16 protein-coding genes are annotated in these 17083 nt (G+C 40.5%); all 16 read left to right on the top strand.

Annotated elements, in window-relative coordinates; genetic code table 11:
* The first annotated feature begins 172 nt into the window (after positions 1-172).
* The 16 genes from V7122_RS12605 (at position 173) to V7122_RS12530 (ending at position 16985) form a co-directional block, all read left to right on the top strand.
* Positions 173-727 carry a TRAP transporter small permease gene (locus tag V7122_RS12605; protein WP_335527028.1) on the top strand — a complete coding sequence of 185 codons (555 nt, stop codon included), beginning with the start codon at positions 173-175 and terminating at the stop codon, positions 725-727.
* Positions 724-1992, top strand: a complete 1269-nt coding sequence (locus V7122_RS12600; protein ID WP_335527026.1) for a TRAP transporter large permease — start codon at positions 724-726, stop codon at positions 1990-1992. Before V7122_RS12605 ends, V7122_RS12600 begins: the two co-directional genes overlap by 4 nt.
* Before the next feature lie 31 nt (positions 1993-2023).
* Positions 2024-2671 (top strand): GntR family transcriptional regulator, encoded by a 648-nt coding sequence (locus V7122_RS12595; RefSeq protein ID WP_335527024.1) that lies wholly within the window; start codon positions 2024-2026, stop codon positions 2669-2671.
* 90 nt (positions 2672-2761) lie between these two features.
* A complete protein-coding gene (locus V7122_RS12590) occupies positions 2762-3622 on the top strand; it encodes an HpcH/HpaI aldolase/citrate lyase family protein (RefSeq protein WP_335527021.1) in 861 nt (286 codons plus the stop codon).
* A gap of 20 nt (positions 3623-3642) precedes the next feature.
* Complete coding sequence (locus V7122_RS12585; protein ID WP_335527019.1) at positions 3643-4998, top strand: MmgE/PrpD family protein; 1356 nt, start codon at positions 3643-3645, stop codon at positions 4996-4998.
* Positions 4999-5052: 54 nt separating this feature from the next.
* Positions 5053-6525, top strand: coding sequence for an SLC13 family permease (locus tag V7122_RS12580; protein ID WP_335527017.1), 1473 nt, complete (start codon positions 5053-5055; stop codon positions 6523-6525).
* Between the two features lie 36 nt (positions 6526-6561).
* Positions 6562-7224: a GntR family transcriptional regulator gene (locus V7122_RS12575; protein ID WP_335527015.1), complete on the top strand. Its 663-nt coding sequence runs from the start codon at positions 6562-6564 to the stop codon at positions 7222-7224.
* 53 nt (positions 7225-7277) lie between these two features.
* Positions 7278-8477 carry an ATP-grasp domain-containing protein gene (locus V7122_RS12570; RefSeq protein WP_335527013.1) on the top strand — a complete coding sequence of 400 codons (1200 nt, stop codon included), beginning with the start codon at positions 7278-7280 and terminating at the stop codon, positions 8475-8477.
* On the top strand, positions 8478-9395 hold the full coding sequence (locus tag V7122_RS12565; protein ID WP_335527011.1) for a succinate--CoA ligase subunit alpha: 918 nt from the start codon (positions 8478-8480) through the stop codon (positions 9393-9395).
* Positions 9392-10756, top strand: coding sequence for an MmgE/PrpD family protein (locus V7122_RS12560; RefSeq protein ID WP_335527010.1), 1365 nt, complete (start codon positions 9392-9394; stop codon positions 10754-10756). Before V7122_RS12565 ends, V7122_RS12560 begins: the two co-directional genes overlap by 4 nt.
* The gene (locus tag V7122_RS12555) at positions 10738-11394 is read left to right on the top strand and encodes a succinate dehydrogenase cytochrome b558 subunit (protein WP_335527008.1); all 657 of its coding nucleotides are present in this window, start codon (positions 10738-10740) and stop codon (positions 11392-11394) included. The genes V7122_RS12560 and V7122_RS12555 overlap by 19 nt, the downstream gene beginning before the upstream one ends.
* A 43-nt stretch (positions 11395-11437) precedes the next feature.
* Positions 11438-13225, top strand: coding sequence for a succinate dehydrogenase flavoprotein subunit (gene sdhA, locus V7122_RS12550; RefSeq protein WP_335527007.1), 1788 nt, complete (start codon positions 11438-11440; stop codon positions 13223-13225).
* An 18-nt stretch (positions 13226-13243) separates the two neighbouring features.
* On the top strand, positions 13244-13996 hold the full coding sequence (sdhB, locus tag V7122_RS12545; RefSeq protein ID WP_335527005.1) for a succinate dehydrogenase iron-sulfur subunit: 753 nt from the start codon (positions 13244-13246) through the stop codon (positions 13994-13996).
* Positions 13993-15525, top strand: a complete 1533-nt coding sequence (locus V7122_RS12540; protein ID WP_335527003.1) for an FAD-dependent oxidoreductase — start codon at positions 13993-13995, stop codon at positions 15523-15525. Before sdhB ends, V7122_RS12540 begins: the two co-directional genes overlap by 4 nt.
* Positions 15526-15561: 36 nt before the next feature.
* Positions 15562-16407 (top strand): fumarate hydratase, encoded by an 846-nt coding sequence (locus tag V7122_RS12535; protein WP_335527001.1) that lies wholly within the window; start codon positions 15562-15564, stop codon positions 16405-16407.
* An 11-nt stretch (positions 16408-16418) separates the two neighbouring features.
* The gene (locus tag V7122_RS12530) at positions 16419-16985 is read left to right on the top strand and encodes a Fe-S-containing hydro-lyase (RefSeq protein WP_335526999.1); all 567 of its coding nucleotides are present in this window, start codon (positions 16419-16421) and stop codon (positions 16983-16985) included.
* Positions 16986-17083 lie beyond the last annotated feature (98 nt).

The raw sequence follows: 17083 nt of genomic DNA, 5'->3' as shown, positions 1-17083 counted from the left end.
GTAAAGTAAATCTATGATGCTGAAAATATTATAACAAACTAACGCAATATTGTGAATATACAAAAATAAATAAAAATATCAAATTTTCTGTTTATTTTTTCAGGCATATCTAGTATATTAAAAAATAGAATGAGATTAAGATTGGATACAATCTAAAAAGGAGTTGATAAGGATGAAACTCTTTAAATGGCTTGATCGCATCGAAGAAGGTGCAGCTGGGGTGCTGTTTACTGCAGGGGTATTGGTAAGTTTGTATGGTGTATTTATGAGATATGTGGTGAATGCACCGCCGGCGTGGATTACGGAGGTTTTTGAGTTTTTGCTAGTATGGGCCATATTCTTAGGTTTTGGAATGGCACTAAAGGATAAGAGGCATATCCAGGTGGAGCTTTTGTTTGATTTATTACCTTTTGGAATGAAAAAAGTAGTTGCAACCATTGCTAATATTATCGGTGGATGCTTTTCAATTTTTCTTGCTTATTCGTCAATAGAATTGATTACGCTTTCAAAGGAACAGGGAATGACAACGATTGATGTAGGGATTCCAATTTGGATAACTTATCTCGTTCTGCCAGTTGGAATGGGATTGCTTGGTCTTTACTTCTTTATTAACGCATATCGCGCAATGAAGGGTGATAAGCGTGAACTGGCAGGAGAAATTGAGACTCTTTATGAAGAAATGAAGGAAGCAGCAAATCATTCAGGTGACAAGGGGGTAGGGGCATGAGTCCAGTCTTAGTCCTATTTCTAGTGTTTGCGATTCTTTGTCTAATTAGGGTGCCCATTGCGGTCAGTCTAGGACTTTCAAGTATTGTTGCGTTATCTATGACTGATTTTACCCTTTATACTGTTATCCAAAAAATGTTTAACTCTTTAAATTCCGCAACATTAATGGCGATCCCTGGCTTTGTTTTTGCAGGAATTATTATGTCAAAGGGCGGCATTTCGTATCATTTAATTGAAGCATTAAAATCATGGGTTGGACATATTCGCGGCGGTTTAGCAGTTGTTACGATTCTTGCTTGTATGATTTTCGCTGCTATTTCAGGCTCCAGCCCAGCAACAGCTGCTGCGATAGGCAGTATCATGATTCCTGGAATGATTAAAGCGGGCTATAGCAAACGGTATGCTATGGGGTTAGTGGCAGCCGCAGGGACGCTCGGAATTTTGATTCCCCCATCTATTCCATTGATCATTTACGCATCGGTAGCAGAGGAATCTGTAGGAAAGCTGTTTGCTGCAGGAGTTCTTCCAGGTCTTATGCTGGGTGGAATCTTGTTAGTGTCAGCAATCGTTAATGCAAGAATTAATAATTATGGACAAATGCCGAAAGAGCCTATGGATGTAAGGTGGAAAAAATCATATAAAGCGATTTGGGGCTTTCTGCTGCCAGTTATTATTCTTGGCGGAATTTACTCGGGGATTGTAACACCAACTGAAGCAGCATTCGTTTCCTGTTTATATGGAATAATTGTTTCCGTATTTATATATAAGGAGTTAACATTCCCTAAATTTAGAGAAGTTTTAAGGGAATCAATAAATATTACAGCTATGATCTTTCTAGTCATTGCCTCCGCGATGATTTTCGGCATGTTCTTAACGACGGAACAAGTACCGCAAAATTTTGCTACTTGGATTGAGGAAAGCTCATCTAATAAATGGATATTCATGATTGGCGTCAATCTCATGTTCTTTGTACTAGGAATGTTCTTAGAAGCAGTAGCGATTATTTTGATCACTTTGCCTATTTTACTTCCTGTCCTTGTGTTATTTGACATTAATATCATCCATTTTGCGATTATTATGACAATTAATATGGAAATTGCTATGATTACTCCTCCAGTCGGATTAAATTTATTCGTAGTCAGTGGAATTACTCGGGAAAAGGTTGGGGAAGTAGTAAGAGGAGTTGTCCCTTTCTTCTTCCTCATACTATTAGCATTAATATTGGTCGTTATTTTCCCGCAAATTTCTTTATTTCTAGCAAAATAAATATAGTGTGTTGTCGATGAGGGGTACTTTCATGAAACAGTCAAATGATTTTCTTACATTGCAGGAAAAGGTGACAGCAATGATTAGGGAAGCCATTTTTACACAGCAATTTAAGCCTGGAGAAAGATTAATCCAGGATGAATTGGCAACAAAGCTTGGTGTAAGCAGAATGCCGGTGAGGGAGGCATTGCGTTGCCTTGAAAGGGAAGGGCTAGTGATATTTTTTCCTCACAAAGGGGCACAGGTTATTGGAGTTAGTAATGAGGATATTGAAGAGCTTTATTATTTAAGATCTTTATTAGAAGGAATTACTGTGCAAAAATCAATGAATTTTTTAACGAAAAAGGATAAAGCGGAGCTCCAAACACTTGTCGAGTCCATGGATCATGATATTGAAACGAACAATATGGACTCTTACATGAACCATAATCAGCAGTTTCACTCATTATTGCAAAAAGGTTGTAAGTGGAAAAAGATAAAAATCCTTACAAAGGAATTAATTGAGGGATATCCGGCATACGTTCCAATATTAATCCCAAATACTGTCGTAGTTTCTAATCAGGAGCATAAAAATATGCTTAAGGCTTTAGAAGAGAATGATCCAATAAAATTAAGATTATTGGTCGAAAATCACATCATGAGGGCTGGCAATAAGCTCCTGGAATTTATAGAAGATTAATTGAACCCATTACGGTAGAGCTAATTTTCATAGCTCTGCCAACTTTTCATAAAAATTTTGGATCCAATATCCATTAAGGGAGAAGGTTATATGAAAATAAAGCGATCCTATTTATTTGTTCCTGCAACTTCTGAGAAAATGATGGGCAAGGCAATAGCCAGTGAAGCTGACTGTGTGATTTTTGATTTAGAGGATGCAGTGGCAATTAGTGAAAAAGATATTGCAAGAGAAAGGGTAAAAAATTTCCTTATTAATAACCCGCAAGAAAAGGATATTTATGTTCGGATCAATGATATTACAACTCCTTTATGGAGAGCGGATGTTGAGGCTGCTGTTGACGCAGGTGCAGCAGGAATTATTGTGCCCAAATCAGAAAATGGCAGTAACATGAAGGTCATATGTCAAACAGTGATTGAACGCTTTGAAAGATTAGAAAAAGCTGAATGTCCATTCGAGGTATTGCCGCTTATTGAAACCGCAAAGGGGGTTCATTTTGCTTTTGATATCGCAAACGCGCATCATTTCATTCCACGGCTAGTATTTGGTTCGATTGATTACTGTCTCGATCTTGATTGTGAATTGACAGCCAGCGGCGAGGAACTCATTTATGCAAGATCCCAAATTGTCAACGCATCAAGAGCAGCAGGAATCGGAAATCCGGTTGATGCAGTATATCCAGATTTAGCAAATGATGAAGGATTAACTAATGAGGCTGTTCGTGCAAGAAGATCTGGGTTTAAAGCAAAGTTAGCCATCCATCCAAAGCAGCTTGAACCTATTCACCGCGTTTTCACTCCGGAGGCAGAGGAGATAGAAGAAGCAATGGAAATTGTGAAGGCATTTGAAGAAGCAGAGTTGAAGGGAATAGCTTCAATTTCAGTTAGAAATAAACTAGTAGACTACCCTGTTTATAAGAAAGCAAAAGGTCTTTTACAGTTTTCGGGTGAATAACACTATGAGGAGGCAATGATTTGGTAACGAGCGAATTAGTATCCTATATTAAACAAACAAACTATGAAGATATTAGCGAAAATGCAGTTTATGAAACAAAACGAAGCCTGCTGAATTGGCTAGGTGTAGCAATTGGAGCAGCTAACCATGATTCAATGGATAAAGTGCTAGCTGTTTCGAAAATGATGGAAAGCACTCCTCAGGCAACCATTTTAGGAAGAAATGAAAAAACGGATATGCTATTTGCGGCATTATTAAATGGAATGTCATCCCATATATTTGATTTCGATGATACGCTGCTGGAAACAGTCCTTCACCCCTCTGCACCTGTTTTTCCTGCTATTTTAGCTTTTGCTGAGCATCATAAAAGAACAGGGAAAGAGGTATTAGAAGCATTTATCATTGGCTGCGAGGTTCAAGCAAGATTAGCAAAAGCCATTTATCCATCCCATTATTGGAGGGGCTGGCATATCACCGGAAGTGTCGGGGGAATTGGAGCAGCTGTTGCTATATGCAAACTACTCGGCCTTGATGAGGAAAAAACAGCCTATGCCATTGGGATTGCCGCAACTGACCCAACTGGTTTAAGGGAAATGTTTGGAACGATGACTAAACCTTATCACCCAGGAAAAGCCGCCATGAATGGAATGCTTGCCGCACTTATTGCAGGAGAAGGGTTTACAAGCTCAACAAAGGCTTTAGAGGCTGAACGGGGCTTTATTCATGTATTGTCGGAAGAAAATAAACTAGAGCTTCTAACTGAAGGATGGGGGCAATCATGGGAAATTGAAAAGAACTCCTATAAACCATTTGCAAGCGGAATCGTAACACACCCAGCTATCGATGGAATCATCAACATTCAGAGGGAACACCAGTTACAGGCAGAGGAAGTTGCATCCATTAGTCTTACCGGCCATCCACTCGTAAAAGAGTTAACAGGAAAAACAGAAATTACGACAGGACTTGAAGGGAAGTTCAGTGTTTTCCACTGTGTCGCTGCAGGATTTCTAAATTTAAAGGCAAGTGTTCATGAGTTTTCAGATGAATTTGTAAATGATCCAAAGGTTAAAGAGCTTAGGTCAAAAATCGCGCTTACGATTGATGAAAAAATGAAGGAAGATCAAGCCATAGTCACAGTCACCCTGATAGATGGACGTGAGATTAGGTATTTTGTAGAGCATGCCATTGGCAGTATGGATGTTCCGATGACTGATCAGCAACTAAAGGCTAAGTTTTTGGATGTAACAGGAAGGATCATAAGTGAAGAATCTAAGAACAGGCTAATTGATTACGTATATCGATTTGAAGAATTAGATGATTTAAGTGAATTTATTAAACAATGCAAGCCTTCAAAAATAAGTAATCCTATTTATTAGGTAGTAGAACATGAAATAAGCTCATAGCTTTTTCAATGAAAGTGGGAGAGTAGTATGGGTTCTCCAAATGCAAAAAGAAAAGTACATGTAGTTCCAAGTATAAAACAATCTAGTTCAGTTCCCATTGATAGGTCAAAGGTCTTTACGCTTGTTTTAGGCGTTATTATTATGGCCGCTATTTATTTCATACTCCCGGAAAATTATAGTGACACAGCAAAAATCATGCTTGGGCTTTTAGGTATGAGTGTTCTCTACTGGACGTTTGAACCTGTTCCATTAGGAGTGACAGCCGTCCTATTGCTTATCTTAATGACGGTTTTTGGGATTGTCCCAAAAGAAGTGGTATATAGCGGATTTTCATCCCCTGCCGTATTTCTGATCATCGGTGGGATGATGCTTGCGATCGGGGTTAATGACACCCCTCTCGCCAAAAGACTCGCCTATTTTATCCTGGCGAAATGGGGAGGAACGGCAAAAGGATTAGTAGGAAGTATTATTATCATTCCGCAAATTCAGGCTTTCTTTATACCTGCTGTAGCTGTTAGAGCAACCCTTCTTATTCCAGTTGCAATGATGACTCTCGACACAATAGAGGTAAAGGAAAATGGGAATCTGCGGAAAATGATTATGTTAGCCGTAGCTTTTGGAGGGACAATCAGCGGGACTGTTGTCATGACTGCAGCCATTGGAAATATTTTAACTGTTGAGTTATTAAAAGAATTCCTCGGAATTCAAATAACTTATTTTCAATGGTTCCTGTACACAGTACCAATTTGGCTCCTGCTTATTCCGGTAGTTTGGTTCGTTCTATTAAAAAGCTTTGCATTGCAGCCAGAAAATAAAGAATTTCCACATGTGAAGGAAGAAATGAAAAAGAAATTAGATGAGCTTGGAAGCTTAAATGTTCAAGAAAAAAAATGCATCGCGATTCTCATTTTAATTGTAGGGTTATGGTTTACAGAGCCTTTTCACGGATTGCATCCTAGCATCCCAGCACTTTTAGGGGCAATTTTAATGGCTTTCCCAGGAATTGGCTGCTCAAAGTGGGAAAGTATGGTGAAAATAAATTTCGATACCATTTTACTCATGGGGGTTACTTTATCTTTAGGATATGCATTTAATCATTCGGGAGCAACCGAATTGATTGGCGGCAGTTTAACAGCTGGCTGGTTCATTGATCTCCTTCGCTCGCCTATTTTAGCTGTTTTTTCTGTCTTAGTCATTACACAAGTTTTACATTTAGTCGTTGCCAACGTATCGACAGCTGTGGTGATTCTCATTCCAATATTTATAGGGCTAGCAACAACAGCTGGTGCGGATCCAGTTTTAATCTGTGTCACTGCTTCACTTGCTTGTCTGCATGGCTATATTCTTGTAGTAGAAGCAACACCTAATATTGTTGTCCACAGTACTGGACAAATTCAGCAGAAGGATTTTTTAATTCCTGGGTTATGGATGACTATAGCGATGATAGCTGTGACCGTATTAACCGCAGCAACATGGTGGAACTGGATTGGTTTATTGTAAGGATTTATAAAAATGTCAAAAGAAAGGTAGCCGGAAATGTCAGAATTGCGCATAGAGAACAGAGACACTTTACATTTAAAGGTATGCAATATTTTAAGAGAAGCGATTATCAGGGGGGATTTCAGGCCGGGAGAAAGATTAAAGCAATCGGATTTAGCCGATAAATTGGGAGTAAGCCGCATGCCAGTGAGGGAGGCCTTTCGAAAATTAGAATCCGAAGGGCTGATCCTTCTGGAGCCTCATAAAGGAGCTGTTGTAAAATCAATCAACATTGAGGATATAGAAGAAATTTACGCACTCAGAGCAGAGCTTGAAAAAATGGCTGTATATAAAAGCATGGATCTCCTTACAAAAGAGGATAAAAATGAGTTATCCGATCTTGTAGAGAAAATGGAATCTGCTGTGGATGTGGATGAGTTTATTCAGCATAATATTGATTTCCATCGGCTCCTTGTTAGGCGCTGTAAATGGGAAAGACTAAATTCTTTTATCGGGACTTTATGGAGTGGATTTCCGCAGCAGACCCCTCATTTAATAAAGGGGAAAATGGAAACGTCTAATCATGAGCATAGGGAAATTCTTGAGGCTGTTATTAGTGGAAACAAAGAAACTGCAGCCGCACTTGTTTCAAAACATATCTTTAGAACAGGTGAACAATTAATTCAAAGCTTGGAGGATGATAAGGAAAATCGGCTTTGAAGTTTTTTTACAATAAAATTGGATCCAATATCCTAAAACGGGAGGAAAACGGTATGGGAAGAATGTTAGAGGATGCGAGTAAAACAATTCTTAAAGAAAATGGAATTCCTATTCCAGGACATTTAGTTATTAGTTCAAGTGCAGAAATTGGAGAGGAGCATATATCGGAACCAAAGGTATTAAAGGCTCTAGTCCCAGTTGGAAAAAGAGGTAAAGCAGGTGCCATTAAATTTGCGGATACGGTTAATGAAGCAAAGACGAAAGCAGATGAACTTTTTCAAATGGTCGTTAGAAACTACCCTGTAGAAAAAGTCCTTCTAGAAAACAAGATTGATATAGATGAAGAATGGTATGTTTCCATTACGATTGATCCCCAAAAACAGCAGCCAGTCATCATAGCCACGACAGAAGGCGGAGTCGAGGTAGAGGATCTAGTAAGGGATGCCCCACAAAAGGTTGTTATTTATCATGTCGAGCCATTTTCTTCCCTCCATCCTTATCAAGCAAAGGAAATATGGAGCCGACTAGGCGTTACAGGAAAACCTCTTATTAAAGCATCCGCCATTCTTTGTAAACTGTATGATGTTTTTACAAAATACGATTGTTATATTCTTGAGATTAATCCGCTAGTGCTAACAAAGGGTGAAGATGTGATGGCAGCTGCCTCTGTAATGGGGGTAGATGATGCAGCACTTTACAGGCACCCAGAGCTGGATGGACTTGTGGAATCAGGCAGTGAAAGATCATGGAGACCGCTTACTGAATTGGAAAAAGAGATGGTAAAGGTGAATGATGCAGATTACCGCGGAACAGCCCGGTACACAGAAATGGAGGATGGCGAGATTGGATTCATGTGCGGTGGTGGAGGCGGCAGCCTGCTTAGTTTCGATGCACTCGTCCATTTAGGAGCACAACCGGCTAATTATACAGAAACGGGAGGAAATCCTTCTGAGGAAAAAGTGGCGGCATTAACAAAAGGAATTCTCTCCAAAGATGGGGTAAAAGGTTTATTTGTAGCACATAACATAACGAACAATACCCAAATTGATGTAATGGCAAGAGGAATAGTAACTGCGATTCAAGAACTGAACATCAATCCGGAGCACTTTCCAATCGTTGTCCGGGAAGCTGGGGTAAATGATGAGGAGGGAAAACGAATCTTCCTTGAAGCTGGAATTACCTATTTTGGAGAAGATCGAACAATTGAAGAAGCGGCGGCTGAAATGGTTAAGAAAATGGAGGGAGTTTTGTAAATGGCTATTCTAGTAGATAAACAGACACGACTAGTTGTTCAGGGAATAACAGGAAGAGAGGCTTCCATGATTGTTACACATACACTTTCCTATGGTACAGCCATTTATGCTGGTGTTACACCAGGGAAAGGGGGACAGCATATCCAAGGTGTTCCTGTTTACGATACATTGGCCGAGGCAGTTAAAAATCATCAAGTAAACGCGAGTTTAATTGTCGTTCCTCCAGCCTTTACTTTAGATGCTGTACTTGAAGCGATTGCAAATGGGATCAAGCTAATTGTCGTAACGACAGAAAATATTCCTCAGCATGACGTAGTAAAACTGTTATTCGCAGCGAAAAAAGAAAAGGTTACGATTATCGGACCTAATACGGTTGGTCTGATTAATCCAAAGGACAAAATCAAAATGGGCTCGATTGGCGGAGATCGTCCAGAACGTTGCTTCATTCCGGGCAGTGTCGGGGTTATATCCAGGAGCGGAGGGATGACTGCTGAAACCTCATGGATGGTGAAACGGGCAGGGTTTGGCGTTTCAACAAGTGTTGGGATTGGCGGTGATAGTTTAATAGGGACGACAATAAAGGATTTGCTCGCTTTGTTTGAAAAAGATGATGAAACGGAAGCAGTGATCACTTATTCTGAACCAGGAACTTCCTTCGAAGAAGAAGCGGCTCAATTTTTACAAGAAGGAGGATTTACAAAGCCTCTCATTTCGTTTGTTGCCGGCAAGTTTACTGAGTCAATGCCTGAAGGGACGGTTTTTGGGCATGCAGGAGCCATGATTTCAGGAAATGTAGGGCGCCCATCCCTTAAGATCCAGGCCCTGAAAGAGGCGGGAGCTCATGTAGTTGATCACTATGATGATATGATTCAAGTGTTGCAAACGGTATTAAATGTAAAAGTGGGTGAAGTGAAATGACATTAACGAAGACGTTAGCTGAGTATGCCACTAAACTTAAATATGAGGATTTGCCTTCAGAGGTTGTTGAGTTTACAAAGCTATGTATTCTTGATTGGTATGGTTCTGCTTTAGCAGGTAAAGATGAAAAGCCTATTCAATCGATAAAGGAATTGATAGAGGAATGGGGCGGTCATGAGCAGGCAACTCTCATTACAGGAGGAAAGTCCTCGATCGGGAATGCGTGCTTAGTAAATGCCGCTTCAAGCCACATTGTTGAATTGGATGATATTCATAAATCCTCCATTATCCACGCTGGAACAGTCGTTATTCCTGCAGCGGTTGCTGTTGCAGAAGGGTACAATTTAAGTGGAAAAGACTTAATTACAGCTGTTGTAGCAGGATATGAAATTTGCTACAGAATTGGTGAAGCGGTTTCCCCCTCCCACTACTACTATTGGCATAATACCGCAACATGTGGAACGTTTGGCTCTGCAGCGGCTGTAGCAAAGCTGTTAAATCTCTCAATCGAACAAACAGCCTATGCATTAGGGAATGCAGGAACACAGGCGGCAGGATTATGGGAATTCATTGAGGATGGAGCAAACACGAAACAGCTTCATACAGCGAAAGCTGCTTATAACGGAACAGTTGCGGCTTTGTTAGCGAAGAAGAATTTCACATCAGCTAGCAAAATTTTAGAAGGCAGACGCGGCTTTTTCCATGCCATGTCTGAGAAATTCGATCCTGAAAAAATAACAACTAATCTTGGCCAGGAATTCAAAATCATCGAGAACAGCTTTAAAATTCATGCATCCTGCCGTCATACGCACCCAGCAATGGACTGTGTCTTAGATATTATGAAAGAACAATCCCTCCAACATGATCAACTTCAAAAGATTACCATTAAAACATATCAAACCGTTCTAAATATCACAGATAATCCGAATCCGGATACCGTTTATGCATCCAAATTCAGCAGCCAGTTTTGTGCAGCCCTTATAGCAGCTAATAGCAGGGCATCACTTAACGATTATAGCGAAGAGATTTTATATTCAGCAGAAATTAGAGAGTTAATGAGTAAAGTAGAGGTTCTAGTCGATCCATACTACGAAAATGCCTATCCAGAAAAATGGGGCGCGAAGGTAGAAATACTATTAAAGGATGGCAGAACATTCATTCAATCTACTGACTATCCGAAGGGGGATCCGGAAAAGCCGGCAGCCAAGGACGAATTGATTCAGAAATTTGAGGTTATGACTTATGGGAAAATTGATAATGCAGAAGACCAAATTAAGGCCATTTTACACTTAGAGGATTGGACTGTAAAAGAGTGGATGTCCTTAAAAGAGGGGGAACCATCGTGCAAACAAATACAGTAACCCCACTGTCTTTCACGAGTCCTTCCAAAAGGAAAGGTAGATTTGTTCTTTCAAGACTGCATTCACTAGCGGGTTTGATCCCGCTAGGCCTTTTTCTCATTCAGCATCTTATGGGAAACGCGTTAGCGATACAAGGAAGTGCAAGATTTAATGAACATGTTCAATTTATGACCAGCTTGCCATATTTGCTCGTCTTAGAAGTAGTATTTATTGCATTGCCACTGCTGTATCATGCCGTTTATGGAATCTATCTATCTTTTATTTCAACACAGAATGCTCATGTTTATAAATATGGCCGAAATATTAGCTTTGTTTTGCAAAGAGTGACAGGAATCATTACCTTTATTTTCGTTATTTATCATGTGTGGGCATTAAGAATAGGGCCTGTATTGAAGGGAATAGAGGTAGATTTCCAGCTTGTAAGTGAACATTTATCGAATCCTTTTATCTTTGTTTTCTATTTAGCCGGTGTATTGAGTACGGTATACCATTTTTCAAATGGAATATCGACAGCACTCATTACTTGGGGGATTACGATTGGGCCAGCTTCGCAAAATGCCATTCGGAAAGTTTGCACAGTCGTATGTATCGTATTAGCTGTAGTAGGAGTATGGAGCTTAATCTCATTTGTTAGTTAGGGATTCCTCTACAGGAGAAACAACGGGAGAGTGGATGATATATATGAATAATCAAGAAATCATTGTTGTCGGCGGCGGCCTAGCCGGGCTGATGGCGACTATTAAAATAGCAGAAGCCAAAAGAAAAGTGAAATTATTTTCCCTCGTTCCTGTTCGCCGTTCCCATTCAGTATGTGCCCAGGGCGGGATAAATGGTGCGGTGAATACAAAGGGTGAAGGGGACTCCGTATGGGAACATTTTGATGATACGATTTACGGCGGGGATTTTTTAGCTAACCAGCCGCCGGTAAAAGCGATGTGTGAGGCAGCACCAGACATTATTTATTTACTGGCAAGAATGGGCGTCCAGTTCAACAGGACGGAAGAAGGGCATATTGATTTTAGAAGGCTGGGAGGAGCTAAATATTCAAGAACAGCCTTTGCTGGAGCAACGACAGGACAGCAAATTCTATATGCATTGGATGAACAGGTTCGAAAATATGAGGCGGAAGGACTTGTTGAAAAGTTTGAATATTGGGAATTGGTCTCACTTGTGAAAGATGATGAGGGAAGATGCAGGGGGATTACGGCGCAGAATTTAAAATCAATGGAGATTCAAGTTTTCAAATCTGATGCCGTTATTCTTGCCTCGGGCGGTATCGGAAACATCTTCCGAAAGAGTACAAATTCTATCATTAATACAGGAAGTGCACATAGTATTGCCTACCAGCAAGGCGCTAGATATGCAAATGGGGAGTTTATTCAAATCCATCCAACAGCTATTCCAGGAGATGATAAACTGAGGCTCATGTCTGAATCTGCTCGTGGAGAGGGAGGCAGGGTCTGGGTGTATCGCGATGGAAAGCCGTGGTACTTCCTAGAGGAAAAATATCCTGCCTATGGAAACCTAGTACCGAGAGATATTGCGACAAGGGAAATCTTCCATGTTTGTGTAGATCTGAAGCTAGGGATTAATGGAGAAAATATGGTTTATCTAGATTTATCCCATTTGCCGCCAGAACTGCTTCAGCGTAAACTCGGCGGAATTCTCGATATCTATGAAAAGTTTGTTGGGGATGACCCGAGAAAGCTGCCAATGAAAATTTTCCCAGCAATGCATTATTCAATGGGCGGCCTATGGGTTGATTATGAGCAAATGACTAATATTCCTGGGCTTTTCGCTTGTGGTGAATGCGATTATCAATTCCATGGAGCTAATCGCCTTGGCGCTAATTCTTTAGTGTCCGCAATTTATGGAGGAATAGTTGCGGGCCCTAATGCAGTGAATTATGTAAATGGTCTTGCGGAATCATGTGATAATCTTCCTACTTCTATTTTTGAACGTGAGCAAAAAAAGCAGGAGGAAGTAATCGGAAAAATCTACAAAATGGATGGGCCGGAAAATCCGTATCAATTACATGTAGAGATGAGCGATTGGATGGTAGATAACGTGACCGTTGTAAGACATAATGACCGTTTGCAAAAAACAGATGAAAAGTTGCAGGAGATTCAGGAGCGGATGAAGCATATTGGAATCGACGACACTTCCAGATGGCAGAACAGAACGGTTCCTTTTGTACGTCAATTTAAAAATATGCTTGAGCTTGCTAGAGTAATAACTTTAGGCGCCTTAAACCGTAATGAAAGCAGGGGCGCACACTATAAGCCTGAATTTCCGGAACGGGATGACGAAAATTGGCTAAAGACTACAATTGCTACCTATACACCTTTTGGTCCAAGCCTATCCTATGAACCGGTTGATCTGAAATACATCACACCGAGACAAAGAAGATACGACATTGTCACATCTAGCGAAGAACAGCAAAAAAATGAGGAACCTTCAAAGGTTTAAGAAAGGAAGGTGATGAAGGTGACCACTACAACAGATATCCGGCTAAAAATAAAAAGAAAAGACTCATCCGATGGTGAATCCTACTGGGAAGAATTTAGTATTCCTTTCCGAAAAAATATGAATGTGATCTCCGCCTTAATGGAAATCCAAAGAAATCCAATTAATTCAAATGGTGAAAAAGTAAGGTCTGTTGCTTGGGAGTATAACTGCCTTGAAGAAGTATGTGGGGCCTGTAGTATGAAGATTAACGGAAAGGTAAGGCAGGCATGCTCCACATTAGTAGATCGTTTAGAGCAGCCCATCTCCTTGGAACCGATGGAAACCTTCCCTGTGGAAAAGGATCTAGTCGTAAATCGTGACCGAATGTTTGATGCCCTAAAGAAAATTAAAGGCTGGATCAGAATAGATGGGACCTATGCGATGGGGGCAGGTCCGTTAATTTCATCTGATGATCAGCAGGAAGCCTATAAATATTCAACATGCATGACTTGCGGCTGTTGCCTTGAAGCATGCCCAAATGTGAATAGCAAATCACCATTTATTGGACCTCAAGCCCTTGGACAAACGAAATATTTTAATATGCATCCTACAGGTGCACAGCAAAAAAATGAACGACTAGAGGTCATCATTGGTGAAGAAGGAATAAGCAACTGCGGAAACTCCCAAAACTGTGTTCAAGTTTGCCCGAAAGAGATTCCATTAACCACTGCGATAGCTGAGTTAAATAAAGATGCGAACCGTTACGCATTATGGAGCTGGTTAAAGAAATGAGTATAGAACAAACTTTTACCTATGATGTGCTTGTAATTGGCGGCGGGCAGGCTGCTTTAGCTGCAGCGATTGCAGCTAAAGAGGAAGGTGCATCTGTTGCCATTTTAACGAAGGGAAAGGCTGGGCTAGGCGGATCGTCTGTTATATCAGACGGCGTTCAATCTGCTATCTTTTCTTCTGGGGACTCTCCGGATCTATTTTATCAAGACATTATTATAGGAAGCAGGCAAGTTGCAAATCGTGATTTAGCTAGAATTTTAGCAGAGGAATGTACTGATAGAGTCAACGAGCTAGAAAGTAAATTTGGGATCGAGCTTGAGAGGGAAAGGCAAATTAGTACACCTGGACATTCTTTTCCTAGGAGGGTATACGCTGGAAAAGGCATTGGCCGAAATATTACAAAAACGATGGGCAGCTATGCAAGGGAAATTGGGATTGATATTCATGGGCAGACTACTTTGGTTGATTTGATTAAAGAGAATGAGAGGATTACTGGAGCAGTTGTTTTGCGGGATAAGAATATGTATGTCTATTATTCTTCAGCTATTATTCTAGCTACGGGAGGCTTTGGCGGACTCTATTCTTCTACTGATAATCCGCGGGATATTACGGGAGAAGGAATTGGCATGGCCTGGCGGTACGGTGCAAGGCTTGTCGATATGGAATTTGTGCAATTTTATCCATATAGGCTTAAATCTCCGGCCAATGTTGATATTATGACAAGGATTTTTGGAAAGGGAGCTTTCCTTTTAAATGAAGAGCAGGTCCGATTTATGGATCACTTTCCAAGGAAGGAACTTGAAACAAGAGATATATTAAGCTATGCCATGTTTAAACAAGGTAAAGTGCTGCTTGATTTCTCTAATGTGAAGGAAAAAGATATTCAAACAGACAGCCCCCACCTTTATCGCCTCTTTAAAAAAGGACATGAAGATGAATGGATCATGAGCCCTGTACAGCATTATTGCATGGGTGGAATCGAGACAGATGAATGGGGCAGAACAAATTTGCAAGGATTATATGCATGCGGAGAATGTTCAGGTGGTCTGCATGGAGCTAATCGTTTAGGAGGAGGCTCACTTACGGAGGCATTAGTTTTTGGGCATCGTGCCGGAAAAATGGCAGCAAGTGAAATGAGGGAATCCCAGAAAAACAAAAAGAGTTTAGTTGATGAGTTCTTCGTAAGGGAGGACAAACGAACAATAGAACAAGAAGTAATACAGAGAATGAAGGAAATTATGTGGGCAAAGGTTGGAATTGAAAGAACCATTCAGTCCTTACAGGAAGCAGCAGATGAGTTAGAATCCATCGCGATGCAATTGGAAGAGGAGCAAGATGTCTTAAATTTACCTATACAGGATAAGGTTCGGACTGCGTGGGCTTCGGCATTAGCAGGGGCGACCCGAAAAGAAAGCCGCGGAGCGCACAAGATTCTTGATATTCCAGAGGAAAAAGAGGAATGGGAGAAGAAAATTATCATCTATAAATCTTCTATTATTTTTTCGGAGAATAGCAGTCAAAGACAATAAAGTAGAACATCAATTTTCATGAAAGGGGGAGAATGGATGAGAACAATCACTTATAATGCGATCGTTACTCAGGTTGCGAGCATGTGCCAAGAGGCAAATTTTGAGTTAGGTCAAGATGTGATTAAGGCCTTTCAGTCAGCGTTAAAAAAAGAAACATCTGAAACGGGGAAGGACATTTTAGAACAGTTAATTTTGAATGCTGATATTGCTAAGAGCGAAAGAGTGCCAATGTGCCAAGACACGGGAGTTTCTGTTTTTATCGTTGAGGTTGGTCAGGATTGTCATATTACGGGTGGCAGTATTTATGACGCGATTAATGAAGGGGTTCGAAAGGGATATGAAGAAGGCTATTTAAGGCATTCCATTGTCGATCATCCGATTACCCGTGAAAAAAGTAAAGGATATAACACTCCATCCATTATTCATATTGAGCTTGTTCCTGGCGATGAAATCGTCATTCATATGTCTGCGAAGGGCGGAGGCAGTGAAAATATGAGTACGCTGAAAATGCTGAAGCCTTCAGATGGATTGGAGGGGATCAAAGCTTTTATTCTGGATACCGTTTCAAAGGCAGGTCCCAATGCGTGTCCTCCTTTAGTTGTAGGAATCGGCATTGGCGGAAACTTTGAGAGATGTGCTTATTTGGCCAAGAAATCTTTATTTAGACCCATCGGCCATCGGAATGAACGGCCTGAAATTTCAAAAATAGAAGAAGAACTCATGTTCAAAATTAATGAGCTTGGGATTGGACCTCAAGGGCTTGGCGGGAATACAACAGCACTCGATGTCAAAATTGAAATAGAGCCATGTCATATTGCTGCACTTCCAGTGGCTATCAACTTAAATTGCCATGCTAGCAGGCATAAAGAAGTACGATTATAGGAGGGAAGCAGGTGTCAACTCTTCAAATCAAAAGTCCTTTCGATGAAAACACATTAATGACATTAAAAGCAGGAGATCGTGTTCTAATCAGTGGAACAATCTATACAGCAAGAGATACGGCTCATAAAAGAATGGCAGAGTCTCTTCAGAAAGGGGAAGAACTCCCTTTTGCTATTTCTGGTCAAACGATTTATTATGTTGGGCCAACCCCGGCAAAGCCTGGTCTTGTTATAGGTTCTGCTGGTCCGACAACAAGCGGCAGAATGGATAAGTATACCCCTTCTCTTTTAGATCGCGGCCTGAAAGGAATGATCGGAAAAGGCTACCGAAGCCAGGAAGTCATAGCATCTATGAAGAAAAATACAGCTGTATACTTTGCTGCTATCGGAGGATCAGGCGCGTTAATTGCTAAAACGATTAAATCAATGGAAGTTGTAGCGTACGATGATTTAGGTCCAGAAGCGATCTACAAATTAGAAATTGATCAATTTCCGGCAGTCGTGATTATTGATAGTAATGGAAACGATTGGTACGAATTAGGAAAGCAGCAGTTTCAGGAGAAGAGTGAATTGATATAGAAAAAAATTACTTCATTAGGGAAATGTGTTTAACTTCAATAATGAACAAGGATTATTGTATTATGACGACCGTTTTAGGTGGGAACCGAAGAAAACGC

The organism is Bacillus sp. JJ1532 (assembly GCF_036965085.1).
In the GTDB taxonomy this organism is placed as follows: Bacteria; Bacillota; Bacilli; order Bacillales; family Cytobacillaceae; genus Cytobacillus.
This window is presented reverse-complemented; position numbering and strand designations above follow the sequence as displayed.

Coding starts and splice junctions, on each gene's coding strand:
- V7122_RS12560 (WP_335527010.1), top strand. CDS start 9,392: ATGACATTAACGAAGACGTTAGCTGAGTATGCCACTAAACTTAAATAT.
- V7122_RS12570 (WP_335527013.1), top strand. CDS start 7,278: ATGGGAAGAATGTTAGAGGATGCGAGTAAAACAATTCTTAAAGAAAAT.
- V7122_RS12600 (WP_335527026.1), top strand. CDS start 724: ATGAGTCCAGTCTTAGTCCTATTTCTAGTGTTTGCGATTCTTTGTCTA.
- V7122_RS12580 (WP_335527017.1), top strand. CDS start 5,053: ATGGGTTCTCCAAATGCAAAAAGAAAAGTACATGTAGTTCCAAGTATA.
- V7122_RS12540 (WP_335527003.1), top strand. CDS start 13,993: ATGAGTATAGAACAAACTTTTACCTATGATGTGCTTGTAATTGGCGGC.
- V7122_RS12590 (WP_335527021.1), top strand. CDS start 2,762: ATGAAAATAAAGCGATCCTATTTATTTGTTCCTGCAACTTCTGAGAAA.
- V7122_RS12575 (WP_335527015.1), top strand. CDS start 6,562: ATGTCAGAATTGCGCATAGAGAACAGAGACACTTTACATTTAAAGGTA.
- V7122_RS12595 (WP_335527024.1), top strand. CDS start 2,024: ATGAAACAGTCAAATGATTTTCTTACATTGCAGGAAAAGGTGACAGCA.
- V7122_RS12535 (WP_335527001.1), top strand. CDS start 15,562: ATGAGAACAATCACTTATAATGCGATCGTTACTCAGGTTGCGAGCATG.
- V7122_RS12605 (WP_335527028.1), top strand. CDS start 173: ATGAAACTCTTTAAATGGCTTGATCGCATCGAAGAAGGTGCAGCTGGG.
- sdhA (WP_335527007.1), top strand. CDS start 11,438: ATGAATAATCAAGAAATCATTGTTGTCGGCGGCGGCCTAGCCGGGCTG.
- V7122_RS12565 (WP_335527011.1), top strand. CDS start 8,478: ATGGCTATTCTAGTAGATAAACAGACACGACTAGTTGTTCAGGGAATA.